This is a genomic window from Enterobacter sp. HK-058-C-ECC (assembly GCF_047531125.1).
Lineage (GTDB): Bacteria > Pseudomonadota > Gammaproteobacteria > Enterobacterales > Enterobacteriaceae > Enterobacter > Enterobacter quasiroggenkampii.
The window spans coordinates 1-26,519 of sequence record NZ_JBLKCH010000012.1 but is presented as its reverse complement, the minus strand read 5'-3'; the positions used below and the strand labels follow the sequence as shown (position 1 = coordinate 26,519).

Below are 26,519 nucleotides of genomic sequence, written 5' to 3'. Positions count from 1 at the left end.
GCGCTTACCCGCCCTACGACTACGGCACGATCCGTAGGTCAGGTAAACGCACGCGCCACCTGACGATAAGATTCCACCGTTGTAGAGGAAGAACCCCATGGATGTCATTAAAAAGAAACGCTGGTGGCAAAGCGACGCGCTGAAGTGGTCAGCGATCGGTCTGCTGTGCCTGCTGGTGGGTTACCTTGTTGTTTTAATGTACGTACAAGGGGAATATCTGTTCGCCATCATGACGCTGATTTTAAGCTCTGCTGGCCTGTATATTTTCGCCAACCGTAAAGCCTACGCCTGGCGCTATGTCTACCCTGGCGTGGCCGGGATGGGGTTGTTTGTCCTGTTCCCGTTGATTTGTACCGTCGCCATTGCGTTTACCAACTACAGCAGCACCAACCAGCTTGCGCAGGAACGCGCGCAGCAGGTCCTGCTGGACCGCTCATACCAGGCAGGCAAGACCTTTAACTTCGGCCTCTATCCTGCAGGCAACGAGTGGAAGTTAGCGCTCACTGATGAAGCAAGCGGGAAATACTATGTCTCTGACGCCTTCAAATTTGGCGGCGAGCAGAAGCTGGCCTTAAAAGAGGCGCAAGCCCTGCCGGAAGGTGAACGTGCCAACCTGCGCGTCATTACCCAGAACCGTCAGGCGCTGACCCAGCTCACCGCCGTGCTGCCGGACGAAAGCAAAGTGATCATGAGCTCGCTGCGCCAGTTCTCAGGCACCCAACCGCTCTATACCCTGGCGGATGACGGCACGCTGACCAACAACCAGAGCGGTGTGAAATATCGTCCGAATAACGACATTGGTTTCTATCAGTCCATTACTGCCGACGGCAAATGGGGTGATGACAAACTCAGCCCGGGCTACACCGTCACCATCGGCTGGGACAACTTTACCCGCGTGTTTACCGACGAAGGCATTCAGAAACCGTTCTTCGCCATCTTCGTCTGGACGGTGGTCTTCTCCGTACTGACCGTGATCCTCACCGTGGCCGTGGGCATGGTGCTGGCCTGTCTTGTCCAGTGGGAATCCCTGAAGGGCAAAGCGATCTACCGCGTGCTGCTGATTCTGCCGTATGCCGTGCCGTCGTTTATCTCGATTCTGATTTTCAAAGGGCTGTTTAACCAGAGCTTCGGTGAAATCAACATGATGCTGAGCGCGCTGTTCGGCATCAAACCGGCCTGGTTCAGCGACCCAACTACCGCCCGCTCGATGATCATCATCGTCAATACCTGGCTGGGCTATCCGTACATGATGATCCTGTGCATGGGGCTGCTGAAGGCCATCCCGGATGACCTGTACGAAGCTTCGGCGATGGACGGTGCGGGCCCGTTCCAGAACTTCTTTAAGATTACGCTGCCGCTGCTCATCAAGCCGCTCACCCCGCTGATGATTGCCAGCTTCGCCTTTAACTTTAACAACTTCGTGCTGATTCAGCTGTTGACCAACGGCGGCCCGGACCGCCTGGGCACCACCACGCCGGCAGGCTATACCGACCTGCTCGTGAGCTACACCTACCGTATCGCCTTCGAAGGCGGCGGCGGTCAGGACTTCGGTCTGGCGGCGGCGATTGCCACCCTGATCTTCCTGCTGGTAGGCGCACTGGCGATAGTGAACCTGAAAGCCACGCGTATGAAATTTGACTAAGGAGGGCACTGAACATGGCTATGGTACAACCCAAATCTCAGAAACTGCGCCTCCTGGCGACGCATTTAGGCCTGCTGATTTTTATCGCGGCAATCATGTTCCCGCTGCTGATGGTTATCGCTATCTCCCTGCGTTCGGGTAACTTCGCCACCGGGAGCCTGATCCCGGACGAAATCTCCTGGGAGCACTGGAAGCTCGCGCTGGGCTTCAGCGTGGAGCACGCGGATGGTCGCGTCACGCCGCCGCCGTTCCCGGTGCTGCTGTGGCTGTGGAACTCGGTGAAAATCGCAGGCATTACTGCGATCGGTATCGTAGCGCTGTCCACCACCTGCGCTTACGCCTTTGCCCGTATGCGTTTCCCGGGCAAAGCGACGCTGCTGAAAGGGATGTTGATTTTCCAGATGTTCCCGGCGGTGCTGTCGCTGGTGGCGCTGTACGCCCTGTTTGACCGCCTGGGCCAGTACATTCCGTTTATCGGTCTGAACACCCACGGCGGCGTGATCTTCGCCTACCTTGGCGGTATCGCACTGCATGTGTGGACCATTAAAGGCTATTTCGAAACCATCGACGGTTCGCTGGAAGAAGCGGCCGCGCTGGATGGGGCTACCCCGTGGCAGGCGTTCCGCCTGGTGCTGCTGCCGCTGTCGGTGCCGATTCTGGCGGTGGTGTTTATCCTGTCGTTTATCGCTGCGATCACCGAAGTACCGGTTGCCTCACTGTTACTGCGTGATGTGAACAGCTACACCCTGGCCGTGGGTATGCAGCAATACCTCAACCCGCAAAACTACCTGTGGGGCGACTTTGCCGCGGCGGCCGTACTCTCTGCCATCCCGATTACCGTGGTGTTCCTGCTAGCGCAGCGCTGGCTGGTCAACGGCCTGACGGCGGGCGGTGTGAAAGGTTAAGTTTCATTTTGTTATGCCACTGCAACCCTCAACTTTAGACGTATTGTATTGACCCAACTTGTGACTGTTGTTAGGCGGCCTCCGGGCCGCCATTTTTTTATTCGCGTTTCAGCCGCTTCGAGTTACACAGCCAGAGGGTGATCACCAGCAGCAGGATCGCCGCCGAGTAGATCAGCACGTCGAGCGGGGATTTATGATCGACGATGATCAGCCGCACAATCGCGGTGATCCCGATGTAGACAAAATAACGCAACGGGAAGTGAAAGCCGGACTGAAAATACTTCACAATTAGGGCGATAAATTCAAAGTAGAGAAAGTAGACCACCAGTCCTTCCACCAGCGCATATTTGCTGGTTTGTTCAGGGGCAAACAGCACATCCGCCAGATGCACCGTCTCCTTACCCAAAAAGACGACCAGTATCAGGCCAAGGCTCAACAGACCGAGGTTCAGCACGGTCTGGAGGATAGTTGAGATAAACTCAACGCGCGGGCGAGTCAGGGATGTCATACAGCACCTCATTCTCCAGGGCGAGGTTTCTGTATAACGCAAAAATGTGACGGAGATCTATATTTTTTGTTTATGTTTAGCGCACCGGAGAGGATTCCCCTCACCCCGGCCCTCTCCCCAAAGGGGCGAGGGGATCAACACAAAACCGATCGATCCCCTCGCCCCTTTGGGGAGAGGGTTAGGGTGAGGGGCATCAGCGGAAGTTAATGTTCTTATCGCTGGTCATGTCGTACAGCTGGAACTTACGTCCAAGCTGCTGACCGCCATCGCGCGTCAGCGGCGTCCAGCCGATGGCCGCGCGGCTGCGGGTTGGGCCTGACGAGAAGAGATCCAGCGGAATCGACACGTAAACCCCTTTGGTGAAGTCCCCTTCCCCGTACTCGTCCGGCGAGACGTTGGTGATGGTGGCGTAGCCGCCCACCACGACGCCGCTGTCGAAGTGTTTGGAGATGTCCAGCGTGCCGCCCTTGTCGCCCGCCAGGTACTGGCCGACGCTGGCTTTCACCAGCACGTCAGGCGCGAACGACGGCGTCCAGTAGGCGGTCAGGTGGCCGGTTTTGACGCTGTAGTCGGTGAACTTCATCATGTCCTGGGCGCTGCGCCAGTCACGCTGTTTGACGTAGTTGGCATCAATCCCGAACGCCCAGTTGCTGTCGACAGGACGATAAAGCACTTCTGCCCCCGCGCCGCCGTACATGGTTTCCAGATACCCGCCGTACACCTGGCCGTAGAAGCCGTTGCCGAAGTACTGGAAGTAGTTGGCCTGCAGGTTATTCACGTAGGCATCGTTCTGCACGTACTCACGCACGCGGGTACGCACGCGCGGCAGCGTCGAGTCTTTTGGCGGATTGGTGTAGTTGAACTTGTCGTAGTTGTTGGCGATGTTGCCGAACAGGCTGCCGGTGGTCAGCAGGTGGTCGGTGAGCCACAGATCCGCCGTCGCCATGACGCCCAACTGATACATGTAGAAGTTTTCCGGCCCGCCGACGGACTGGTTCAGCACCGGATCGATATGGAAATCGAAGCGCGACTTGTCGATATACCAGCCCTGCTCGGTGGTCTCCGGCACGATCGGCTCAACGCGTTTTTGTACCAGCTCGGTTTCATGCCCAAGCGGTTCACCCTCCAGGTGGCGCTTAAGGCTGGCAACATCCGTTTCCGTCGTCACCTGCGGCAGGTTGAGACGATTCTCCGTCACGCGGATCGTGCGGATCCCGTCCGGGAGATCGTTCATAATGATCCGGTTGGCGCGTTCGATCCCTTCACGCGAGTCGCGGTATTTCACCTGCTCGCCGGTGACGTACAGCGTATCGCCTTTCACCTGAATTTTTGGATCCGCCAGACCGGCATTGTATTTCAGCAGCGTCAGCTGGTTTGCCACCACGGAGTGCTGCAGAATCGCATCCTGCGGCTCCGGCTGGTATGCAGGCCGCGCGTTATCATTGTAGTGCGGCCGCATGTCGTTAAAGTTGGTGCGCAGCGTGAAGCCAAACATCACCGTATTGCCGCGCTCGTAGCTGAGGTTAACGTCGGCCCAGTCGGTGACGCGATAAATGGCGCCGACGTTAAACTTGCTCTTCTGCTCAATCTTCCCGGCGAAGTCCTGCGAGTAGTCATTCCCCTCGTACTCCAGCTTCAGGCGTAACGGCTGCCAGGGCGTCTGATATTCAACGCCGCCAAACAGTGACGCCGGACCGTGGAACATCTGGTCACCGTTGATGGAGCCCGCTTTCTGGTAGCTGTTATCGCGATAGCAGTATTTATCGCTGTAGGAGCAAAACGGGTTTTTCACGTTGCCGCTGGTGCCGAGATAGCCCCATCCCAGACCGAGCGAGAAGTCGAACGGCCCCCAGGCCTTGCTGGCCACGATGTATTCCGCGTCAAACAGGCCGGTACCGCCGATATCTTTGGCGCCCACGGAGACCTGCGGCATCCAGTAGCTCTCTTCCCACAGGCGCAGCTTGACGTCGAAGGCTTTATCTTTGTAGGTCTGATTGCCTGAGAACGCCTCGACGCTGCTGTATTGTTTCGTCCGTACGTCGGTATAGCGCAGCGTGGTTTCAAGCCACGGGAACAGCTGCACCGACGCCGAGTAGTAGCGATACTGGTCGTTATCACGGTAGTTAAGGCTAATTTCCCCTTCGCGCGCCATACGCGCGGTGGGCGTTTGCAGTAAACCGACGCCGCCGAAGTCTGACTGAGACGGGCCAATGGGTGCCGGATACGTTTCTGCATGGCAGGCGGCACTCACGCAGAGCGCCAGCATGCTGTAGAGATAGGTTCTTTTCATTATTCCGGTATCCGCTGAATCAGGGAGTGAAGGATATCGGCGTTAAGCCCGTCATACGCCTTCGTCCAGAAATGGTCGGCAAAACCGACAAAAATAATGCTGCCCGGCATGGGTTCGATATGACGCTTATTCCAGTAAGCGACAGGGGCTTTTTGCGTGTGGCCGTCAGGGTAAACCACCCAGGCGTAGCTGTTATCCGCGCCGCTCAGCAGACTCTGCTCGTCGAGATAGCTCGCCACGTCACGACCGGGGGTAAAGGGCTTATTACCCGGGCTGCTGATAAGCCCCATCACGGTCACCGTCGTCGGCTTCGCCGGAAGCCAGAGCGTATAGTCCCCTTCCAGCGTGGGGTTGCCGTTTTCCGTGACGCGCACGTCATCCGGGTCAAGATTGACGTTCTGTCGGCCCGTCACCTTCAGCGCCTGCAGTTGCTGACGGACGCTATTAATGGCCGCCGCGTCGTCGCCATCTTCCTGTTCCGCGAGTCCCGTTAGCCTGGCAAGAAGCGCCTTGTGCTGCTGTTCCGCTTCCACGGTCTTCTGCCGTTCAGCGATGACCGCGCCTGGCCACCAGCTGTTGGCGAGCCTTGGCTGTCCGACAAGATCGAGCAGGTGTTCGGCGTGGGTTAAGGTTTTGGGTTTTTCACTGTCCGGCGTGTAGACCTTTACTGTCCCGGCGGACCATGCCAGCGGCGCGGCAAAACTGGCGATAAGCGCAACGTGAATGAGCGTTTTCATGATTTCGCCGCCTTGATCAGGGTGGTTTTGACCGGGAAGAAACCGGCACCGAGATACTGTAAGGACTGACGGATCTGCCCTTCCTCGTCGATCCAGAAGCGGTTATGCCAGGTGGCCTGGTCGGTGGTGACCTCTTCATCCAGCACGCGAACCTGCGTTTCGTCGCTGCCGACTTTCACGCTGTCGGTGCCGTCCCAGCGGAAGGTCGAGCGTGCCGTGGCGTAACGCACCTGCTTGTGTTCGGTCCAGCCCATCGTGCGCGTCCAGCCTGCGCCGTCGGCGATCTGGTTCGGCTTGATCAGCGGGTCGTCGGCGATATTATTCACCTCCAGCAGGTTATCGCCGCCCAACAGGGTTTTCACGATACGGCCATGCTGCGTCACGATGGTGGCCTGATCCTGCGTCACCCATTTCTGCTGCCCGTTTTCATCGAAAGCGAGCACCACAAACAGTTGCGGGCCATCGTTAAGCTGCATGTACTGACTGGCATAGGGCATGTTCTGAAGTTCGTCATCGGTCAGATGCACGCCCGGTGTGCCGAACAGGCTTTCCCACAGTGAGTTTCCCAGCCCCTTAGTGGTGGCCGAGCACGCCTGCAGCAGCAGGCAAATCAGAATGATTGCAGGTCGCTTCACGACTCTTCTCCGAAGGGGCGAAATAACCACACCGAAGTGTGGTTATGATTAAAACACCCGCTATTACTGGGTGCTGGTTGTCGTGGTGGTCGTGGTTCCGGTGTTGGAGCCATCACCGCCACCGGTTGCCGCCAGCGCGACACCCACGGCTGAACTTACGGTGCTGGCGCTGGCTGCGGTAGAACTCCCCGCAGACGCAGACGTCGCAGCCGACCCTGCCGCTTCCCCGACCTGAACCGGAGCTGCATAGACAGATGTCGCCGCAAGCGCAGATATGGCAAAAATGCCATACAGTACTTTCTTCATAACAATTTCCCTTCAATGAATGAATGGAGATTTGCCCGAAAAGAATTTCAGGCGGAATCGAGTATACACAACTACTGCCGCGGGTTTGCCGTAAGGGGAAATAGGGAGAGGGTTTTCGGACTAATGGATAAAATCGAAATGAAAGGAAAAACAGGAAAATACATAACCAATAAAAATCAATAAGTTATAATATAGCGATATTAACTGACTTCTGCGTATTTTCTTAAAATAAACCGCAGCAATTAACGGGTTAAGCGTCTTTTTCGGATTAAACTCAGAACCAGAATTTGAGTTAACTAACAGACATCAGGAATTATCCGATAAAAAAATGCCGGCATTAAGCCGGCACGTTTTCATGACGTTTTAATTACGCACGCCATGCTTTATAACGGTTGATCAAACCATTGGTCGAGCTGTCATGGCTGGTAATCGCTTTATCATCACCCAGCTCTGGCAGAATACGGTTTGCCAGCTGTTTGCCCAGCTCAACGCCCCACTGGTCAAAGGTGAAGATGTTCAGGATCGCGCCCTGCGTGAAGATTTTGTGCTCGTACAGAGCAATCAGCGCACCCAGGCTGAACGGCGTGATTTCGCGCAGCAGGATGGAGTTGGTTGGACGGTTGCCTTCGAACACTTTGAACGGGACAACGTGGTCCAGCGTGGCCGGATCTTTACCCTGGTCGCGGTATTCCTGCTCTACCACCTCGCGGGATTTACCGAACGCCAGCGCTTCGGTCTGGGCGAAGAAGTTGGACAGCAGCTTCGGATGGTGATCGGACAGCGGGTTATGGGTGATAGCCGGCGCGATGAAATCGCACGGTACCATTTTGGTGCCCTGGTGAATCAGCTGGTAGAAAGCATGCTGGCCGTTAGTACCCGGCTCGCCCCAGATGATTGGGCCCGTCTGGTAGTCCACCGCGTTGCCATTACGGTCAACGTATTTACCGTTGGATTCCATGTTGCCCTGCTGGAAGTACTCAGCAAAGCGGTGCATATACTGGTCGTACGGCAGGATCGCTTCGGTTTCAGCGCCGAAGAAGTTGTTGTACCAGATCCCGATCAGCGCCAGCAGTACCGGCAGGTTTTTCTCTGGTGCGGTGGTGGAGAAGTGTTTGTCCATCGCGTGCGCGCCGGAGAGCAGCTCAACGAAGTTGTCGAAGCCCACGGACAGGATGATGGACAGGCCAATTGCAGACCACAGAGAGTAGCGGCCACCAACCCAGTCCCAGAACTCGAACATGTTCGCGGTGTCGATACCGAACTCGCTGACGGCTTTACCGTTGGTAGACAGCGCCGCGAAGTGTTTCGCCACGTGCTTGTTGTCGCCCGCGGTTTTCAGGAACCAGTCGCGCGCGCTGTGGGCGTTGGTCATGGTTTCCTGGGTGGTAAAGGTTTTAGACGCAACCAGGAACAGGGTGGTTTCCGGGTTCACGTTCTTCAGCACTTCGGCAATGTGGGTACCGTCGACGTTAGACACAAAGTGCATATTGAGGTGGTTTTTGTACGGACGCAGCGCTTCGGTCACCATGAACGGGCCGAGGTCAGAACCGCCGATACCGATGTTTACCACGTCGGTGATAGCTTTGCCGGTGTAGCCTTTCCAGCTACCGGAGATGATCGCTTCGGAGAAGGTTTTCATCTTTTCCAGCACCGCGTTCACTTCCGGCATGACGTCTTTGCCGTCAACGATGATTGGCGTATTGCTACGGTTACGCAGAGCGACGTGCAGCACGGCACGGTCTTCGGTGCGGTTGATCTTCTCACCGGAGAACATGGATTTGATGGCGTCCGCCAGCTCGGTTTCTTTCGCCAGATCCTGCAGTTTTGCCAGCGTCTCTTCGGTAATGCGGTTTTTAGAGAAATCCACCAGCATCAGGTCGTCGAAAGTCGCGGAGAACTTGTTGAAACGATCGGCATCTTTCGCGAACAGATCCGCGATGGTGACGTCTTTCATTTCATCAAAATGTTTCTGGAGTGCCTGCCAGGCAGCGGTCTGCGTTGGGTTGATGTTTTTCATTAGCAATACTCTTCTGATTTGAGAATTGTGACTGCGGTCGATTGTAGCGCCTGCAAATAAAAATTGTGATGGTTTTTATGCCATTGCCCTGGCCTGCATCAAACACAGGTGAAAAGACCCGAAAAGTATAGCTGCTGAAGCGCCTTCCAGGAGCGGTGAAATGTCGGTCAAAATGCCCTAAAACGGAGCATAAAATCTGGCCCTGTTATAAGTCCTGTTTCTCAGGGGTACCCCCCCATAAAAAATCCGCATAATCCCAGCATTGACAGGACCTCCCCCGCATTTTATTTATAGGGCCGTATTTTGCGCCTGCACCTGTTTTCGTTTCACTCTTGTGCCAAGGTCGCTTATTCATTCCCTGACACGAGGTTGTTATGACGAGTTTTGTGGTCGCCAAATTTGGCGGCACCAGTGTGGCCGATTACGATGCCATGAACCGCAGCGCCGATGTGGTGCTGGCCGATCCGAATACCCGCCTGGTGGTGCTGTCTGCCTCTGCCGGCGTGACGAACCTGCTGGTTTCTCTGTCTGAAGGACTGGAAGCGACAGAACGTTTCGTGAAGCTGGATGCACTGCGCAAAATTCAGTTCGACATTCTTGAGCGTCTGCAGAACCCGAACGTCATCCGCGAGGAAGTGGAACGTCTGCTGGAAAACATCACCACCCTGGCCGAAGCCGCCTCGCTGGCCACCTCCACCGCCCTGACCGACGAGCTGGTCAGCCACGGTGAGCTGATGTCCACCCTGCTGTTTGTTGAAATCATGCGCGAGCGTAACATTCAGGCGCAGTGGTTTGACGTGCGTAAAGTGATGCGCACCAGCGACCGCTTTGGCCGCGCCGAGCCGGACGTTGAAGCACTGGCCGAGCTGACCAATCAGCAGTTGGCCCCGCGTCTGGCAGACGGCATCGTGATCACCCAGGGCTTTATCGGCAGTGAAGCGAAGGGCCGCACCACCACGCTTGGCCGTGGCGGCAGCGACTACACCGCCGCGCTGCTGGGCGAGGCCCTGCATGCCACGCGCGTGGATATCTGGACTGACGTTCCGGGTATTTACACCACCGACCCGCGCGTCGTTTCTGCGGCGAAACGTATTGATGTGATCGCGTTTGAAGAAGCGGCGGAAATGGCCACCTTCGGCGCGAAAGTGCTGCACCCGGCAACGCTGCTGCCTGCTGTGCGCAGCGATATTCCGGTCTTTGTCGGCTCCAGTAAAGATCCAAAAGCGGGCGGCACGCTGGTCTGTAAGAAAACGGAAAACCCGCCGCTGTTCCGCGCCCTGGCCCTGCGCCGTCGCCAGACGCTGGTGACGCTGCACAGCCACAATATGCTGCACTCCCGCGGTTTCCTGGCGGAAGTGTTTGGCATTCTGGCGCGCCACAACATCTCCGTGGATCTGATCACCACCTCTGAAGTGAGCATTGCGCTGACGCTGGACACCACCGGTTCTACCTCAACCGGTGATACCCTGCTGACGCAGTCGCTGCTGATTGAGCTGTCTGAACTGTGCCGCGTGGAAGTCGAAGAAGACCTGGCGCTGGTTGCCATCATCGGTAACAAGCTGTCACGCGCCTGCGGCGTGGGCAAAGAGGTGTTTGGCGTGCTCGACCCGTTCAACATCCGCATGATTTGCTACGGTGCGTCCAGCTATAACCTCTGCTTCCTGGTGCCAGCCGATCAGGCCGAGCAGGTCGTGCAGAAGCTTCATCAGAATTTGTTTGAATAAAATTCGTTAGCACGATAAATAATACCTATAAGCCGGGCACAGACCCGGCTTTTTTATAACTAAACAACACGACAATACTGCAAGGAATCCATTATGTTATCCGCTATTACGCGGCTGTTCCCGTTATGGGCGCTGCTGCTCTCCGTACTCGCGTATTACACGCCCACCACGTTCACCGGTATTGGTCCATGGGTCACCACGCTGCTGATGTTGATCATGTTCGGTATGGGTGTGCATCTGAAAGTCGACGACTTCAAACGCGTGCTGTCTCGCCCTGCGCCCGTCGCGGCAGGAATATTTCTGCACTACCTGGTGATGCCGCTCGCGGCGTGGCTACTGGCGATGGCCTTTAAGATGCCGCCCGACCTTTCCGCCGGGATGGTGCTGGTGGGCAGCGTGGCCAGCGGCACGGCGTCCAACGTCATGATCTATCTGGCGAAAGGCGACGTGGCGCTCTCCGTCACTATCTCGTCCGTCTCCACGCTGGTGGGCGTGATTGCCACGCCGCTGTTAACCCGCCTGTACGTAGATGCGCATATTCAGGTGGACGTGATGGGCATGCTGCTGAGCATTCTGCAAATCGTGGTGATCCCGATTGCGCTGGGGCTGGTCATTCACCATCTTTTCCCGCGCGTGGTGAAGGCCGTTGAGCCATACCTACCCGCATTTTCGATGGTCTGTATTCTGGCCATCATCAGCGCCGTGGTGGCGGGCTCCGCCTCGCACATTGCTTCCGTAGGCTTTGTGGTGATCGTCGCGGTGGTGCTGCATAACACCATTGGCCTGCTGGGCGGCTACTGGGGCGGGAAACTGTTTGGCTTCGACGAATCGACCTGCCGCACGCTGGCAATCGAGGTAGGGATGCAGAACTCCGGCCTGGCGGCGGCGCTCGGTAAAATCTACTTCTCGCCGCTGGCGGCCCTGCCGGGTGCGCTGTTCTCCGTCTGGCATAACCTCTCCGGCTCGCTGCTGGCGGGATACTGGTCCGGCAAACCGATTGAGGAACAAACGAAAAAAGATGCGGTGAAGCAGGGTTAATTGACTCTGCTTGCTTTACACTGAAGCCTCTCTCTCAGGAGGCTTCAGCAATGGCGACACCACGTTTGACCCAGAAAGACATGACGGAAGCCGAGCAGCGCGAACTGAAAACGCTTCTCGACCGCGCCCGCATCGCGCATGGCCGTACGCTGACCAACGCCGAAACCAATCAGGTGAAAAAAGAGTACATCGACAAACTGATGGCGCAGCGTGACGCCGAGGCGAAAAAAGCCCGCAAACTGAAAAAGCAGCAGGCTTACAAGCCGGATACCGAAACGACCTTTTCCTGGTCGGCCAATACCTCTACCCGTGGAAGGCGCTAGCTAGCGCCCTTTCTTTTTACGGCCAGGCTGGGTAAATCGCTTCCCATTGCCCGGTTTGCCGCGTCCTTTCTCTTCCGCCTGCGGTGCCTTCACGACCGGACGTTTAATCGCCTGGGTTTTCGGTTTTGCTTTGGCCTTCGGCTTCGCTTCGGACGAGGAGTTCTCGATAAGCTTGAACAGCTCGATCAGTTCGTCGTCCGTTAAGTCGCGCCATTCGCCCAGCGGAATGCCGGACAGGCTGACGTTCATGATGCGCGTGCGCTCCAGCTTCGTCACTTCATAACCGAAGTATTCGCACATGCGGCGGATCTGGCGGTTTAAGCCCTGCACAAGGGTAATACGGAACGCAAACGGCGCTTCTTTCTTCACCTTACACTTTTTCGTAACGGTACCTAGGATCGGCACACCGGCGCCCATACCGCGAATAAAGTCGTCCGTGACCGGCTTATTCACCGTCACAATGTACTCTTTCTCGTGATCGTTACCGGCACGCAGGATCTTGTTGACCAGATCGCCGTGGTTGGTGAGGAAAATCAGCCCCTGAGAGTCTTTATCCAGACGGCCAATCGGGAAGATACGGCTGCTGTGGTTCACGAAATCAACGATGTTGTCCCGCTCGCCATCTTCCGTGGTGCTGACAATCCCAACCGGTTTGTTCAACGCGATAAACACCAGGTCTTCGGCATCACGCGGTTCGATGAGCTGACCATTCACTTTAACCACGTCGCCAGGCATCACCTGGTCACCAATCGTGGCGCGTTTGCCGTTGAGGAACACATTACCTTGTTCAATGTAACGGTCCGCCTCGCGACGTGAGCAGATCCCGCTCTCGCTGATGTATTTGTTTAATCGGGTTGATTGAGTTGGCAGCATAGTTTCTCCTGTTAAGGGCGAAATATACCTTAGGTATGGACTGGAAAAAAAGATTAGCCGACGGTAACTGAGACGGGTTTTTAAGTTTGCGAGACGCTTTCAGGATTTTGCGTCCTGTCATTTACCCATGTGTTCAAGCCTTTTAGTTTCACTCTCCATGGAGAAGTGTTTGTAGTTTATAAATTACGGGGAGTAATATGAAGGAGATTGTTCAGACAGAATCCTTCCGACGCTGGGAGCAAAACTTAAAAGATCGACGAGCGAAGACCATTATCGCTTCCCGCCTCTTTCGGTTGGCAAATGGCTTAGCGGGCGACGTTAAACCCGTGGGAGAAGGTATAAGTGAGCTAAGGATCCACTTTGGTCCGGGCTACAGAATCTATTTTAAAGACCAGGGCAATTACATCATCGTGCTGTTATGTGGTGGTGACAAAAGCAGCCAGGCCAGAGACATACTGATGGCAAAAATGCTGAGCAATGTATCCCAATGGCAGGAGTGAATGAGCATGCATAAATTAACACCTTACGATCCCGCCAACGCGTTGGTGGATGACGAGGAAATCGCCGTGTTTATCGCTGATGCACTAGAAACAGGCGACTCGACATATATCGCTAAAGCCCTTGGTGTTGTCGCGCGAGCCAAAGGCATGTCGAACATTTCACAGCAAACCGGTTTATCACGTGAGCAGCTTTATCGGTCATTCAGTGATAAAGGAAACCCAACGCTCAAAACCACGCTCGCGGTCATGAAAGCATTGGGTTTTGGGCTAACACTCAAACACGCCGGGGATTAATACTCATCCCGCTGGTCATCTTCATCCGGCTGTTCCATCACGCTGTAGGCCACCGCACAGAACAACGAGTTAAGGCGCTTCATATCGCCCAGCAGTCCGAGGTGGAGTGAGCTGGTCTCGATACTTTGCACGTTTTGCTGATGCAGACGCTCAACGTGGGCGTGCGAGTAGCGGCGGTTAAGAATGCGGAATCGATGCTTGTTGCGGCGCAGGCGGCGCGCGCTCGGGACGTCGCTGGAAAAGAAGACCAGCATCGCCAGCTTCAAATTACTGACCAGCTGCTCGTGCAGCGCTTCCAGCTCCTTCAGGCCTTCAACGGAGAACGCCCGGCGTGCGGCCAGCGACTTATCGGCGATCTCGCTGCCCATGCGCTCAACGATATCGGAGGCCTGCTCAAGGTTGAGCGACATCTCAATGATTTCCGCCCAGCGGCGGGACTCCTCCTCCGCCAGCTCGTCCTGCGGCATGCGCGCCAGGTAGAGCTTAATGGCGGTATAGAGCACGTTGATATCGTCCGCCAGTCTGCGCAGCTCTTTCTCCTCCCGCGGCTCGCCGTGCATTACCTTTTGCAGGCCTTCGAGCATGGTTTCCATCGCGTCGCCCATGCGCAGCGTCTCACGTGCGGCATTCGCCAGCGCCAGCGCCGGGGTGTCCAGCGCGGAGGTATCCAGATGCTTCGGCTTCAGGCGCGCATCCAGCTCCGGTTCGTCCTGAATGAGTCGTTCGCAGAAGCGGGCCATCGACCCGGCAAAAGGGATCATCGCCAGGCAGCGCACCAGGTTGTAGAACACGTGGAAATAGATCACCAGCTCCGCCTTCGGCAGCGGGAGGTTGTCCATCAGGTTCGCCAGCGGATGGATAAAGGGCAGGATAATCAGGCTGCCCACCAGCTTAAACAGCAGGCTACCGAGTGCCACGCGGCGGGCGGCAGCGTTGGCGGCGCTGTTATTGAGCATCGCCAGCAGGCCAGAGCCGAGGTTGGCACCGATCACCAGACACAGCGCGACCGGGAAGGAGATCGCCCCGGCGGCGGTGAGCGTGGCCGTCAGCAGCACGGCGGCCAGGCTGGAGTAGCTGACGATGGCAAACACCGCGCCAATCAGCGCGTCGAGCATGATGTCCCCGGTCAGGGAAGCGAAGATGACCTGAACGCCGTTGGCCTCGGTAATCGGGGTGACCGCCTGCACAATCAGCTCCAACGCCAGCAGAATCAGCCCCAGGCCAATGCCCACGCGTCCAAGCTGGCCGGCCCGCGTCTGTTTGCGGCCGAGGAAGAAGATGACGCCGACAAAAATCAGCAGCGGCGACAGCCAGGAGAGGTCAAACGTCAGGATACGCGCCATCAGCGCGGTACCCACATCAGCCCCCAGCACAATGACCAGCGCCGGGGCCAGCGCCACCAGATCCTGCGCCACAAAGGAGGTGACAAGCAGGGTTGTGGCGTTGCTGCTCTGAACCAGTGCCGTTACGCCAATGCCCGCGCAGAAGGCGAGCGGCTTCTTCTCAACGCTACTGCTGAGAACGGTACGTAAACGGGCGCCAAAAACGCGCATCACGCCGGTACGGACGATATGGGTGCCCCATACGAGCAGTGCAACTGCAGAGAGCAGATGTAACAGGGTCAGCACGGAAGGTCTTCCTCCTTATCATTATTCGTTTTCCATAGGTTTAGTATAAGGGGTTAAGCGTAAGAAAGAGACAAGGCACCCTTGAGGTGCCTTGTTTGTTGTAAGGAAAAGTGACGTTAGTCGGCGTCGTAGCCTAAGTTCGGGGCCAGCCAGCGCTCGACTTCTGATACGCTCATCCCTTTGCGCAGGGCGTAATCTTCAATCTGATCGCGCTGCAGCTGCGCCACGGCAAAGTACTTGCTGTCCGGATGACTGAAGTACCAGCCTGAAACTGACGCACCCGGCCACATGGCGAACGACTCGGTGAGCTTCATCCCGGTATGGGCTTCGACGTCCAACAGTTGCCAGATCGTGCCCTTTTCGGTGTGCTCCGGGCAGGCCGGATAGCCCGGTGCCGGACGAATCCCCTGGTAGTTTTCGCGGATCAGCTCCTCGTTGCTGAGGTTTTCATTCGCCGCGTAGCCCCAGTGCACCTTACGCACGCGCTCGTGCAGGTACTCGGCGAAGGCTTCCGCCAGGCGGTCGGCTATCGCTTTCACCATGATTTTATTGTAATCGTCGTGCTGCGCTTCGAACGCGTCCGCCAGGGCATCTTCTTCCAGACCGCCGGTCACGGCAAAGGCGCCAATATAGTCGGCTTTACCGCTCAGCTTCGGCGCGACAAAATCGGCCAGGCAGTAGTTGGCAAAGCCCACTTTCTCGGTTTGCTGACGCAGATGGCGGCTGACCGCCAGTACGTGAGTGCGGGTTTCATCGCGGTAAATTTCGATGTCGTCGCCCACGCGGTTGGCCGGGAACAGCCCCACGACGCCGCGCGGGTTAAGGGTTTTCTCAGCACTCAGTCTGTCGAGCATGTCGTTGGCATCTTTAAACAGGCGTTTCGCCTCCTCACCTACCACCTCATCTTCCAGGATGCGCGGATATTTGCCCGCCAGCGACCAGGTCATAAAGAACGGCGTCCAGTCGATGTAGTTGCGCAGCGTTTCGATGCTGGCGCTGACTTCCTGAACGCCCAGGCGATGCGCGACCGGTGGCGTATAGCTCGACCAGTCAAACGCCAGATCGTTATCACGCGCCGCCTGGAGTGAAACTGGCGGGGTGCGCGGTTTCTTGCGCCCGTGCTGGATGCGAACGGTTTCGTACTCTTTGCGGGTGCGCTCAACAAACTCGTCGCGCTGGGTGTCAGAGAGCAGCGCGGAGACCACGCCCACCGTACGCGAGGCGTTCTGCACGTACACCGTCGGCCCGCTGTAGTTCTGCTCGATTTTCACCGCCGTGTGCGCTTTAGAAGTGGTCGCGCCGCCAATCAGCAGCGGAATGGTGAAGCCCTGACGCTCCATCTCCTTCGCCACGTTAACCATCTCGTCCAGCGACGGGGTGATCAGCCCGGAGAGGCCAATCAAATCGGCATTCACTTCGCGCGCGGTCTTGAGGATTTTATCCGCCGGGACCATCACGCCGAGGTCGATAATCTCGTAGTTATTACATTGCAGCACCACGCCGACGATATTCTTGCCGATGTCGTGCACGTCGCCCTTGACGGTAGCGATGACCATCTTGCCGTTGCTGGAGCCTTTCTCTTTGCTGGCCTCGATAAACGGCTCCAGGTACGCCACGGCCTGCTTCATCACGCGGGCGGATTTCACCACCTGTGGCAGGAACATTTTGCCTTCACCGAACAGATCGCCTACCACGTTCATGCCGTCCATCAGCGGCCCTTCGATCACTTCAATCGGGCGGGCTGACTGCTGACGCGCCTCTTCGGTGTCCTGCTCGATAAACTCGGTGATGCCTTTTACCAGCGAATATTCCAGACGCTTTTTCACGTCCCAGGCACGCCACTCGGCCTGCTGAACGTTGGCTGCGTCATCCGACTTGCTGCCGCGGTATTTTTCTGCCAAATCCAGCAGCTGTTCGGTGGCATCGTCGCGGCGGTTGAGGATCACGTCTTCCACCGCGTCGCGCAGCTCGGCAGGCAGGCCGTCGTAAATCGCCAGCTGGCCGGCGTTAACGATCCCCATGTCCATCCCGTTGCGGATGGCGTAGTAGAGGAACACGGCGTGGATCGCTTCACGCACCGGGTCGTTACCGCGGAACGAGAACGAGACGTTCGACACGCCGCCGGAGATGAGGGCATGCGGCAGCTCGCGCTTAATGTCCTCGCACGCGCCGATAAAGTCCTGGGCGTAGTTATTGTGCTCTTCGATACCGGTCGCCACGGCGAAGATGTTCGGGTCAAAGATGATGTCTTCCGGCGGGAAGCCCACCTCTTCGGTCAGTATTTTGTACGCGCGGCGGCAAATCTCAATTTTACGCGCGCGGGTATCGGCCTGGCCCACTTCGTCAAAGGCCATGACCACCACGGCGGCACCGTAGCGGCGGACCCTCTTCGCGTGGTGGATGAAGACATCAACGCCCTCTTTCATGGAGATGGAGTTGACGATGCCTTTACCCTGAATGCACTTCAGCCCCTTCTCGATCACGTCCCATTTGGAGGAGTCGATCATGATCGGCACGCGGGCGATGTCCGGCTCACCGGCAATCAGGTTGAGGAAACGCACCATCGCCGCTTCGGCGTCGAGCATCCCCTCATCCATGTTGATATCGATTATCTGCGCGCCGCTTTCCACCTGCTGGCGGGCAACGTCCAGCGCTTCGCTGTACTTCTCTTCTTTGATCAGGCGTTTAAACTTCGCGGAACCGGTGACGTTCGTACGCTCACCTACGTTCACAAACAGGCTGTCTTCACCAATGGTCAACGGCTCAAGGCCGGAGAGGCGACAGGCAACCGGCAGCTCGGGCAGCTTGCGCGGCGGCAGCCCGGCGACGGCGTTGCTCATGGCCGCGATGTGCTCCGGCGTGGTGCCGCAGCAGCCGCCGACGATGTTCAGAAATCCAGACTCGGCCCACTCGCGGATTTGTGCCGCCATGGTGTCGGCATCCAGATCGTATTCACCGAAGGCGTTTGGCAGACCGGCGTTCGGGTGCGCGGTGACGTAGCATTCCGCGATGCGCGACAGCTCCTGTACGTACTGGCGCAGTTCATCCGGACCCAGCGCGCAGTTCAGGCCGAAGGAGAGCGCGTCGGCGTGGCGCAGGGAGTTATAAAACGCTTCGGTGGTCTGGCCGGACAGGGTACGGCCGGAGGCGTCGGTGATGGTGCCGGAAATCATGATCGGCAGGTCAACGCCCAGCGCCTCGAACTCCTCTTTCACCGCGTAAATCGCGGCCTTGGCGTTGAGGGTGTCGAAGACGGTTTCAATCAGGATCAAATCGGAACCGCCTTCCACCAGCGCTTTGGTCGATTCCCGGTAGGCCGCAACCAGCTGGTCAAAGGTGATATTACGAAACGCCGGGTCGTTGACGTCCGGTGAAATCGACGCGGTGCGGTTCGTCGGGCCAAGCACCCCGGCAACGTAGCGCGGCTTATCCGGCGTGCGGGCCGTCCACTCGTCGGCGCAGGCGCGCGCCAGCTTCGCGGCTTCAAAGTTGATTTCCGCCGACAGGGATTCCATCTGGTAATCCGCCATGGCGATGGTTGTCGAGTTAAAGGTGTTGGTTTCAACGATATCCGCACCCGCTTCGAAGTAGGCGTTGTGGATATCTTTAATCACGGACGGCTTACTGAGCACCAGCAGGTCGTTGTTCCCTTTCAGGTCGCAGGGCCAGTCGGCAAAGCGTTCGCCGCGGAAATCGTCTTCACTCAGGCGATAGCCCTGGATCATGGTGCCCATGCCGCCGTCCAGCACCAGAATTCGTTCATTTAACTGCGCACGCAGTTGCTCTACTTTGCTGCTCACACTTGCTCCCGACAACGCTCAACAAGGCCAAAAGGCTGCGTTCCATACTGGCACAATCTCGCAGGGTGGAAAAGCCGCTCAGCGGGAACATGAGACATGTTCACCATCACTCCTCCGATCAGTCAGGATAACGGTTGCAAATTCGCCAAATAAAACGAAAATGATTTCCACGATACAGAAAAAGGAGATCGTCATGGTCGCGACCGTTCCCGCTAAACGCGGCAGAAAACCTGCTGCCACCACCGCTGCACAACAGGGCGGACAGGTTCAATCGCTCACGCGCGGTCTGAAGCTGCTGGAGTGGATAGCCGAGTCGCACAGCAGCGTGGCCCTGACGGAGCTGGCCCAGCAGGCTGGCCTGCCGAACTCCACAACACACCGCCTGCTGACCACCATGCAGCAGCTGGGTTTTGTCCGCCAGGTGGGCGAGCTGGGACACTGGGCGGTGGGCGCGCATGCGTTTATCGTGGGCAGCAGCTTCCTGCAGAGCCGCAACCTGCTGGCGATTGTGCACCCGATTCTGCGCAAGCTGATGGAGGAGTCCGGAGAGACCGTAAACCTGGCGGTGCTGGACCAGAGCGATCACCAGGCGATTATCATCGACCAGGTACAGTGCACGCAGCTGATGCGCATGTCCGCGCCGATTGGCGGTAAGCTGCCGATGCATGCCTCCGGGGCGGGGAAAGCATTTCTCTCGCAGCTGAGCGAGGAGCAGGTGACGGGGCTGCTGCACCGTAAAGGGCTGCACGCCTATACTCACGCTACCCTGGTGTCGCCCGTGCATCTGAAAGAAGATCTGGCCCTGACCCGCAAGCGCGGCTATTCGTTTGACGACGAGGAGCACGCCCTCGGCCTGCGCTGTATCGCAGCCTGTATTTTTGACGAGCACCGCGAGCCGTTTGCCGCCATCTCTATCTCCGGGCCGATTTCGCGTATGACCGACGATCGGGTCACTGAGCTGGGTGCGCTGGTGATTAAGGCGGCGAAAGAAGTGACGCTGGCGTACGGTGGGATTCGTTAAAATTGAGTGCGGCCTGATGCCCTCACCCCGGCCCTCTCCCACAGGGAGAGGGAGAAAAGCGGATGCAAAACCGCTGCTTGCGGCGGTATGCATACACATCTTCGACATGCCCATTTTTGATCCGCGTTTGCAGTCCGCGCCAGTAGCTGGCGCGAAACAGATCGGCATGCATCTCTTCGAATAGCGGCCCGATACGCGGATCGGCGCACAGCCAGTGGCGAAACTCTTCGGGAAACACATCGCCCGGCGAAACGCTGTACCACGGCTCGCTGGAAAGCTCATCTTCCGGGTAGCGGGGCGGTGGGATATCGCGGAAGTTCACCTCGGTCATGTAGCAAATTTCGTCGTAATCGTAGAACACCACCCGACCGTGACGGGTGACGCCGAAGTTTTTAAACAGCATATCGCCCGGGAAGATATTGGCGGCGGCAAGCTGGCGAATCGCGTTGCCGTACTCTTCAATCGCATCTCTTAAAGCCTGACCATCGGACTGCTCCAGCCAGATATTCAGCGGCACCATACGTCTTTCAATGTAGAGATGGCTAATGACGATCTTGTCGCCAAGATCGGTGATTTTGGCAGGTGCTTCCTGCAGTAAAAGCGCCATGAGTGCCGGATCGACCTGCTGCTTATCCAGCACAAAGTTTTCGAATTCCTGAGTATCCGCCATGCGCCCGACGCGGTCGTGCTCCTTAACCAGCTGGTAGCAGGCGCGAACGTGCGCGGCGGTCATCTCTTTCTGCGGCGCGAATCTGTCCTTAATCACCTTAAAGACCCGGTCAAAGCCCGGCAGCGTAAACACCAGCATCACCATGCCGCGAATGCCGGGCGCTTCGATAAACTGCTCATCAGCGGTAGTGACATAACGCAGGTATTCCCGGTAGCTTTCCGTTTTAGCGTGCTTCTGGCAGCCAATAGCCATATACAGCTCGGCGGTGGTTTTGCCCGGCAGGATCTCGCGCAGCCACTCCACCAGCGCGGCAGGTAACGGGGCATAGACCATAAAGTAGGAGCGGGCGAAGCCAAACACGATGCTGGCCTCGGCGCTGGTGGTCAGGCAGGTATCGACAAACAGTTCCCCGCCGTCGGTGCGGTGAATGGGCAGCAGAAACGGCACAATGGCCGTCGGCGTAACCAGTTTGCCCACCAGCCAGGCGGCTTTATTGCGGTAGAAAAGCTCGTTGGCCACCTGCAAATGGCTGTGGCTGAGCTCCTCCGCGCCGAAGGCTTCCTTGAGATGGGCGTGGATATACCCGATATCCCGGGTTTTATTCTCCCAGGGCAGGCGCAGCGGCAGATCCGTCAGCACGCGGTGCAGGAGCTTTTCCCATCCGCGATCGGGGAAGAAATCTTTCGCCAGCGGACGCGGAATGGTACGAAAGCGTCGCTCGGGCTGGGAGCTGAAGATAAATAACCGCTCAGGAGATAATGAGCGGTGGTCAAATAACCGGCAATAGACGGAGTTGAAAAAGCTCTCCGCAATCTCGAAGCGCGGGTAGTCGGGTAACAAATGGGTGTAATGCTCTTTTACGCGCAGTAAAAATTCCGCGTCCGGACTTTTACCGTCGGTAATACAGCGCAACTGCTCCACCACCAGACCCACGTGGTGGTCATAAAGATGGATACGCTGCTTCATGGCCTGCTGAACCGCATGCCAGTCTGCGTGTTCGAAGCGCTGCTGCGCGCCGGAGGTCACTTCAAGAAAACGACCATACTGGGCATCGAAGCCCTGCAAAATAGTTTGGGCAATCAGTAATTCCAGACCACGCGACATATATTCCCCCTCACCACCAACCCTCTCCCCAGGGGGGAGAGGGGGAAAAGATTAGAACTGTGCTTCTTCCGTTGAACCCGTCAAGGCGGTGACGGAGGAGGTGCCGCCCTGAATAATCGTGGTCACATTATCAAAGTAGCCGGTGCCCACTTCCTGCTGGTGAGAGACAAAGGTATAACCATCTTTGCCCGCCGCAAATTCCGGCTGCTGTACCTTCTCAACGTAGTGTTTCATGCCCTCACCCTGCGCATAGGCGTGCGCCAGGTCGAACATGTTGAACCACATGCTGTGGATGCCTGCCAGAGTAATGAACTGGTATTTGTAGCCCATGTCGGACAGCTGCTGCTGGAAGCTGGCGATCGTTTTGTCATCCAGCTTTTTCTGCCAGTTGAAGGACGGCGAGCAGTTGTAGGCCAGCAGTTTGCCCGGGTACTTCGCATGAATGGCATCAGCAAAGCGTTTTGCCAGCGCCAGATCCGGCGTGGACGTTTCACACCAGACCAGATCCGCGTACGGCGCGTACGCCAGACCGCGGCTGATCGCCTGCTCGATACCCGCGTGGGTACGATAGAAACCTTCACTGGTACGCTCGCCGGTGATGAACTCGCTGTCGTACGGATCGCAGTCAGAGGTGATCAGGTCAGCCGCGTCGGCATCGGTACGGGCAATGACCAGCGTCGGCACGCCGAGCACGTCAGCAGCCAGACGCGCGGCAACCAGCTTCTGAACCGCTTCCTGTGTGGGAACCAGCACCTTACCGCCCATATGTCCGCACTTCTTCACTGACGCCAGCTGATCTTCGAAGTGAACGGCCGCTGCACCGGCTTCAATCATCGATTTCATCAGTTCAAAGGCGTTTAGCACGCCGCCGAAGCCCGCTTCCGCATCTGCAACGATCGGCAGGAAATAGTCAATAAAGCGCGGATCGTTAGGTTCGATGCCCGCCGCCCACTGGATCTGATCCGCTCGACGGAAGGTGTTGTTGATCCGATCCACGACCGACGGCACGGAGTTAGCCGGATAGAGTGACTGATCCGGGTACATGCTGGAGGCCAGGTTGGCGTCCGCCGCCACCTGCCAGCCGGAGAGGTAGATAGCCTCAATACCGGCCTTCGCCTGCTGCAGGGCCTGACCGCCGGTCAGCGCACCGAGGCTGTTGATGTAGCCTTTTTTGGAACCACCGTGCAGCAGCTTCCACATTTTAGCCGCGCCATTTTGCGCCAGCGTGCATTCCGGATTGACCGAGCCGCGTAATTTCACCACGTCCTCCGCGCTGTACGGACGGCGGATGCCTTCCCAGCGAGGTTGTGTCCACTCTTTCTTTAATTCTTCGATTTGTTGGGTACGGGTTTTCATGTGCAGATGCTCCATATTGTTATGTGGTGAGTTACGCCAGGAAGCGGTAGCCCGGCAGGGTCAGGAAGTCGATTAAGTCATCTGATGTGGTGATTTGCTCCATCAGGCGCGCAGCGTCGTCAAAGCGTCCGCTGCTGAAGCGGTGTTCGCCCAGCTCGTCCTGGATCACCCGCATCTCTTCGGCCAGCATCTGGCGGAACAGGGACTTGGTCACCGGCTTGCCGTTGCTGAGCGTTTTTTGATGGTGGATCCACTGCCAGATAGAGGTACGTGAGATCTCCGCCGTCGCAGCATCTTCCATCAGGCCGTAGATCGGCACGCAGCCGTTGCCGGAGATCCACGCTTCGATGTACTGCACCGCAACGCGGATATTGGCCCGCATCCCCTCTTCCGTCCGTTCGCCCGCGCACGGGGCCAGCAGCTGTTCTTCAGCCGTTGGGGCATCGTCTTCACGCGTGACAAACAGCTGGTTTTTATTGTCGCCAAGCACGCGGTTGAAGACGTCCATCGCCGTATCGGCCAGACCCGGATGCGCGATCCACGTCCCGTCATGGCCGTTACGTGCTTCAAGCTCTTTGTCGGCTTTCACCTTGTTGAGCACCTGATTGTTGCGCTCAGCATCTTTGCTCGGGATAAAGGCCGCCATGCCGCCCATCGCGAAGGCACCGCGCTTGTGGCAGGTTTTGATCAGCAGACGCGAGTAGGCGCTCAGGAACGGTTTATCCATGGTCACGACCTGGCGATCCGGCAGTACGCGATCGGGATAGTTTTTCAGCGTTTTGATGTAGCTGAAAATATAGTCCCAGCGTCCGCAGTTCAGGCCGACAATGTGGTCACGCAGAGCGTGCAGAATTTCATTCATCTGGAACACGGCAGGCAGCGTTTCAATCAACAGGGTGGCTTTGATAGTGCCGCGTGGCAGGTTGAAACGATCTTCCGCATAGCTGAAGACTTCGCTCCACCAGGCCGCTTCCTGCCAGGCCTGCGTTTTAGGCAGATAGAAATATGGGCCGCTGCCCTTCGCCAGCAGAGCTTTGTAGTTGTGGAAGAAATAGAGCGCAAAATCAAACAGGCTTCCCGGAATGGCTTCACCACGCCAGGTGACATGTTTTTCCGGCAGGTGCAGCCCGCGCACGCGACAGATCAGTACCGCCGGGTTCGGTTTAAGCTGGTATATTTTGCCGGCTTCGTTGGTATAGCTGATGGTGCCGTTTACGGCGTCACGCAGGTTGATCTGTCCGTCGATGACCTTACGCCAGTCCGGTGCCAGCGAGTCTTCAAAATCGGCCATAAAGACCTTAACGTTGGCGTTCATGGCGTTGATCACCATTTTGCGCTCTACCGGACCGGTGATCTCGACGCGGCGATCCTGTAAATCTTCAGGGATGCCGCGGATTTTCCACTCGCCACGACGAATGGAAGCGGTTTCCGAAATGAAACCAGGCAACTTGCCGTTATCAATTTCCTGCTGCTGATGAATACGTGCCGCCAGCAGTTTATTGCGCTGCGGCGTAAAGCGGGTCACCAGTTCAGTCAGAAATTCTACCGCTTCTGCCGTCAAAACTTGCTGTTCTTGCTCGCCATACGGCTGGGTAAAGGCCAGTTCATCGACCGTCGTTGCCTGTTGAGTCATTACTCTGCTCCTCATCAAAGATCCAAAATCACGCTCCCGATGCGAACGAAAGATCGTTGGGTAGTTTTCGCTCAGCAGAATTAAGACTATCTCTATTTTTTCTAAAATCAAAAACAATTTCCATTTTAATTATAAATTGCAATTAATTGATTGATTTTATTGAAATTAAAGTTTTAAAGAATGATGAGTGACATTTCGGAAATAAAAAAGGCACCCGAAGGTGCCTGATTTGAATAGCTGAAACGCTTTAGGATCGTTTAGTGCAGACAATTACTCCAGCGTTGGATTCATGTGACGCAGATCGTATGGTGTTATCTGGTAGACGTAATAGTTGAGCCAGTTAGTAAAAAGCAAATTCCCGTGGCTGCGCCAGGTCGCTCTCGGTTTGTTTTGCGGATCGTCTTTCGGGAAATAGTTGTACGGGACATCCGGGTTCAGACCCGCTTCGACATCACGGAAATATTCTGACGCAAGGGTGTGCGGATCGTACTCAGGATGTCCGGTCACAAAGGCAATGCGCTTATCTTTACTGGCAAACAGGTAAGCGTCCCCATCTTCCGTTTCGGCCAGAATCTCCAGATCGGTGTAATCACGAATCAGCTGGGCCGGGAAGTCAGCGTAGCGAGAATGCGGAGCCAGGAAAGAATCATCAAACCCTCGCGTCAGCAACGCATGGGGATGGAGAATATGGTGTTCGTATACGCCGGAGAGCTTTTCAGTGCGGGTTTGCTTGGGGATGCCATAGAGAATATTCAGTGCGGCTTGTACCGCCCAACAGACAAACAGCGTGGACGTGACGTGATCTTTTGCCCACTCCAGAACCTGTTTGATCTGCGGCCAGTAAGCGACATCGTTAAATTCCACCAGGCCCAGCGGCGCGCCGGTCACAATCAGACCGTCGAAGTTTTCACCCTGAATGTCATCAAAGTTGCAGTAGAAGTTGTTCAGATGCTCAGAAGGCGTATTGCGTGACTCACGGGCGTCGATTCGCAGCAGTTGAATATCGACCTGCAGCGGGGAGTTCGACAGCAGACGCAGGAACTGGTTTTCTGTTTCGATCTTTTTGGGCATCAGATTGAGAATAAGCACCTTCAGCGGGCGAATTTCCTGACCTGTCGCACGTGAAGTCGTCATCACAAAGACATTTTCTTCACGCAAGAAATTGACGGCTGGTAGCTCGTCCTGCACCCGAATCGGCATAGCTTTGTATCCTCACAGCATACGTATAAACGTTTAGACATCCAGACAGCTAACGATACCCAGAAATGGTTTGAATGTCGAGTCTGCAAGCAGAAGGTGAGAAAGTTTCAAGGAGAGGATGGTGCGGTTTGATGCCCTCACCCCATCCCTCTCCCACAGGGAGAGGGAGAAAACAAAAGCAAAAAACCCCGCACCTTACGGTACGGGGTTCTTCTTATTTGATGCCTGGCAGTTCCCTACTCTCACATGGGGAGACCCCACACTACCATCGGCGCTACGGCGTTTCACTTCTGAGTTCGGCATGGGGTCAGGTGG

The 26,519-nt window shown here is 56.7% G+C and carries 21 protein-coding genes and 1 rRNA gene; 8 read left to right on the top strand and 14 right to left on the bottom strand.

Features of this window, described 5'->3' with window-relative positions; genetic code table 11:
- The first annotated feature begins 97 nt into the window (after positions 1–97).
- Positions 98–1,642 carry a maltose ABC transporter permease MalF gene (gene malF / locus ACMWJS_RS19135; protein WP_048030187.1) on the top strand — a complete coding sequence of 515 codons (1,545 nt, stop codon included), beginning with the start codon at positions 98–100 and terminating at the stop codon, positions 1,640–1,642.
- Between the two features lie 14 nt (positions 1,643–1,656).
- Positions 1,657–2,547, top strand: a complete 891-nt coding sequence (gene malG, locus ACMWJS_RS19130; protein WP_008500077.1) for a maltose ABC transporter permease MalG — start codon at positions 1,657–1,659, stop codon at positions 2,545–2,547.
- A gap of 97 nt (positions 2,548–2,644) precedes the next feature.
- Here the strand turns inward: malG and psiE are convergent, their stop codons facing one another.
- The 6 genes from psiE to pgi all read right to left on the bottom strand — a co-directional run bounded on the left by psiE (position 2,645) and on the right by pgi (position 9,040).
- Entirely contained in the window at positions 2,645–3,055 is a 411-nt protein-coding gene (gene psiE / locus ACMWJS_RS19125; RefSeq protein ID WP_000202963.1) for a phosphate-starvation-inducible protein PsiE, read from the bottom strand.
- A 193-nt stretch (positions 3,056–3,248) separates the two neighbouring features.
- The gene (locus ACMWJS_RS19120; protein WP_414747424.1) at positions 3,249–5,345 is read right to left on the bottom strand and encodes a YjbH domain-containing protein; all 2,097 of its coding nucleotides are present in this window, start codon (positions 5,343–5,345) and stop codon (positions 3,249–3,251) included.
- A complete protein-coding gene (locus ACMWJS_RS19115) occupies positions 5,345–6,082 on the bottom strand; it encodes a capsule biosynthesis GfcC D2 domain-containing protein (protein ID WP_082142179.1) in 738 nt (245 codons plus the stop codon). The genes ACMWJS_RS19120 and ACMWJS_RS19115 overlap by 1 nt, the downstream gene beginning before the upstream one ends.
- Positions 6,079–6,717 (bottom strand): YjbF family lipoprotein, encoded by a 639-nt coding sequence (locus tag ACMWJS_RS19110; protein WP_024906676.1) that lies wholly within the window; start codon positions 6,715–6,717, stop codon positions 6,079–6,081. The genes ACMWJS_RS19115 and ACMWJS_RS19110 overlap by 4 nt, the downstream gene beginning before the upstream one ends.
- A gap of 63 nt (positions 6,718–6,780) precedes the next feature.
- Positions 6,781–7,023, bottom strand: coding sequence for an exopolysaccharide production protein YjbE (yjbE, locus tag ACMWJS_RS19105; protein ID WP_008503423.1), 243 nt, complete (start codon positions 7,021–7,023; stop codon positions 6,781–6,783).
- A gap of 367 nt (positions 7,024–7,390) precedes the next feature.
- Positions 7,391–9,040 (bottom strand): glucose-6-phosphate isomerase, encoded by a 1,650-nt coding sequence (gene pgi / locus ACMWJS_RS19100; protein WP_414747423.1) that lies wholly within the window; start codon positions 9,038–9,040, stop codon positions 7,391–7,393.
- Positions 9,041–9,414: 374 nt separating this feature from the next.
- On the opposite strand from pgi, the gene lysC reads away from it, so the two are divergent.
- The 3 genes from lysC (at position 9,415) to ACMWJS_RS19085 (ending at position 12,125) form a co-directional block, all read left to right on the top strand.
- A complete protein-coding gene (lysC, locus tag ACMWJS_RS19095; RefSeq protein WP_045909145.1) occupies positions 9,415–10,764 on the top strand; it encodes a lysine-sensitive aspartokinase 3 in 1,350 nt (449 codons plus the stop codon).
- Between the two features lie 93 nt (positions 10,765–10,857).
- The gene (panS, locus tag ACMWJS_RS19090; protein WP_045909140.1) at positions 10,858–11,802 is read left to right on the top strand and encodes a ketopantoate/pantoate/pantothenate transporter PanS; all 945 of its coding nucleotides are present in this window, start codon (positions 10,858–10,860) and stop codon (positions 11,800–11,802) included.
- 50 nt (positions 11,803–11,852) lie between these two features.
- Positions 11,853–12,125: a DUF3811 domain-containing protein gene (locus ACMWJS_RS19085; RefSeq protein WP_014830263.1), complete on the top strand. Its 273-nt coding sequence runs from the start codon at positions 11,853–11,855 to the stop codon at positions 12,123–12,125.
- On the opposite strand, the gene rluF is transcribed toward ACMWJS_RS19085, so the two are convergent.
- The gene (rluF, locus tag ACMWJS_RS19080; protein WP_008503414.1) at positions 12,126–12,998 is read right to left on the bottom strand and encodes a 23S rRNA pseudouridine(2604) synthase RluF; all 873 of its coding nucleotides are present in this window, start codon (positions 12,996–12,998) and stop codon (positions 12,126–12,128) included.
- 197 nt (positions 12,999–13,195) lie between these two features.
- Here rluF and ACMWJS_RS19075 point away from each other — a divergent pair, with 197 nt between their 5' ends.
- Positions 13,196–13,498 carry a type II toxin-antitoxin system RelE/ParE family toxin gene (locus tag ACMWJS_RS19075; protein ID WP_023293553.1) on the top strand — a complete coding sequence of 101 codons (303 nt, stop codon included), beginning with the start codon at positions 13,196–13,198 and terminating at the stop codon, positions 13,496–13,498.
- Positions 13,499–13,504: 6 nt separating this feature from the next.
- Positions 13,505–13,792 carry an addiction module antidote protein gene (locus ACMWJS_RS19070; protein WP_021242718.1) on the top strand — a complete coding sequence of 96 codons (288 nt, stop codon included), beginning with the start codon at positions 13,505–13,507 and terminating at the stop codon, positions 13,790–13,792.
- Here ACMWJS_RS19070 and ACMWJS_RS19065 read toward each other — a convergent pair.
- Positions 13,789–15,420: a Na/Pi cotransporter family protein gene (locus ACMWJS_RS19065; protein WP_048226411.1), complete on the bottom strand. Its 1,632-nt coding sequence runs from the start codon at positions 15,418–15,420 to the stop codon at positions 13,789–13,791. The two genes, ACMWJS_RS19070 and ACMWJS_RS19065, sit on opposite strands and share 4 nt — an antisense overlap.
- 116 nt (positions 15,421–15,536) lie before the next feature.
- Positions 15,537–19,220 (bottom strand): methionine synthase, encoded by a 3,684-nt coding sequence (gene metH, locus ACMWJS_RS19060; RefSeq protein WP_414747422.1) that lies wholly within the window; start codon positions 19,218–19,220, stop codon positions 15,537–15,539.
- 193 nt (positions 19,221–19,413) lie between these two features.
- On the opposite strand from metH, the gene iclR reads away from it, so the two are divergent.
- On the top strand, positions 19,414–20,241 hold the full coding sequence (gene iclR, locus ACMWJS_RS19055) for a glyoxylate bypass operon transcriptional repressor IclR (RefSeq protein WP_074180457.1): 828 nt from the start codon (positions 19,414–19,416) through the stop codon (positions 20,239–20,241).
- Between the two features lie 22 nt (positions 20,242–20,263).
- On the opposite strand, the gene aceK is transcribed toward iclR, so the two are convergent.
- From aceK to rrf, 5 genes are all read right to left on the bottom strand, one after another.
- The gene (aceK, locus tag ACMWJS_RS19050) at positions 20,264–22,015 is read right to left on the bottom strand and encodes a bifunctional isocitrate dehydrogenase kinase/phosphatase (protein ID WP_414747421.1); all 1,752 of its coding nucleotides are present in this window, start codon (positions 22,013–22,015) and stop codon (positions 20,264–20,266) included.
- Positions 22,016–22,066: 51 nt separating this feature from the next.
- Positions 22,067–23,371: an isocitrate lyase gene (gene aceA / locus ACMWJS_RS19045; protein WP_008503407.1), complete on the bottom strand. Its 1,305-nt coding sequence runs from the start codon at positions 23,369–23,371 to the stop codon at positions 22,067–22,069.
- Between the two features lie 31 nt (positions 23,372–23,402).
- On the bottom strand, positions 23,403–25,004 hold the full coding sequence (gene aceB / locus ACMWJS_RS19040; RefSeq protein WP_045909135.1) for a malate synthase A: 1,602 nt from the start codon (positions 25,002–25,004) through the stop codon (positions 23,403–23,405).
- Positions 25,005–25,274: 270 nt separating this feature from the next.
- The gene (metA, locus tag ACMWJS_RS19035) at positions 25,275–26,204 is read right to left on the bottom strand and encodes a homoserine O-acetyltransferase MetA (RefSeq protein ID WP_008503405.1); all 930 of its coding nucleotides are present in this window, start codon (positions 26,202–26,204) and stop codon (positions 25,275–25,277) included.
- A gap of 223 nt (positions 26,205–26,427) precedes the next feature.
- Positions 26,428–26,519 (bottom strand): 5S ribosomal RNA (gene rrf, locus ACMWJS_RS19030); the annotation flags it as partial.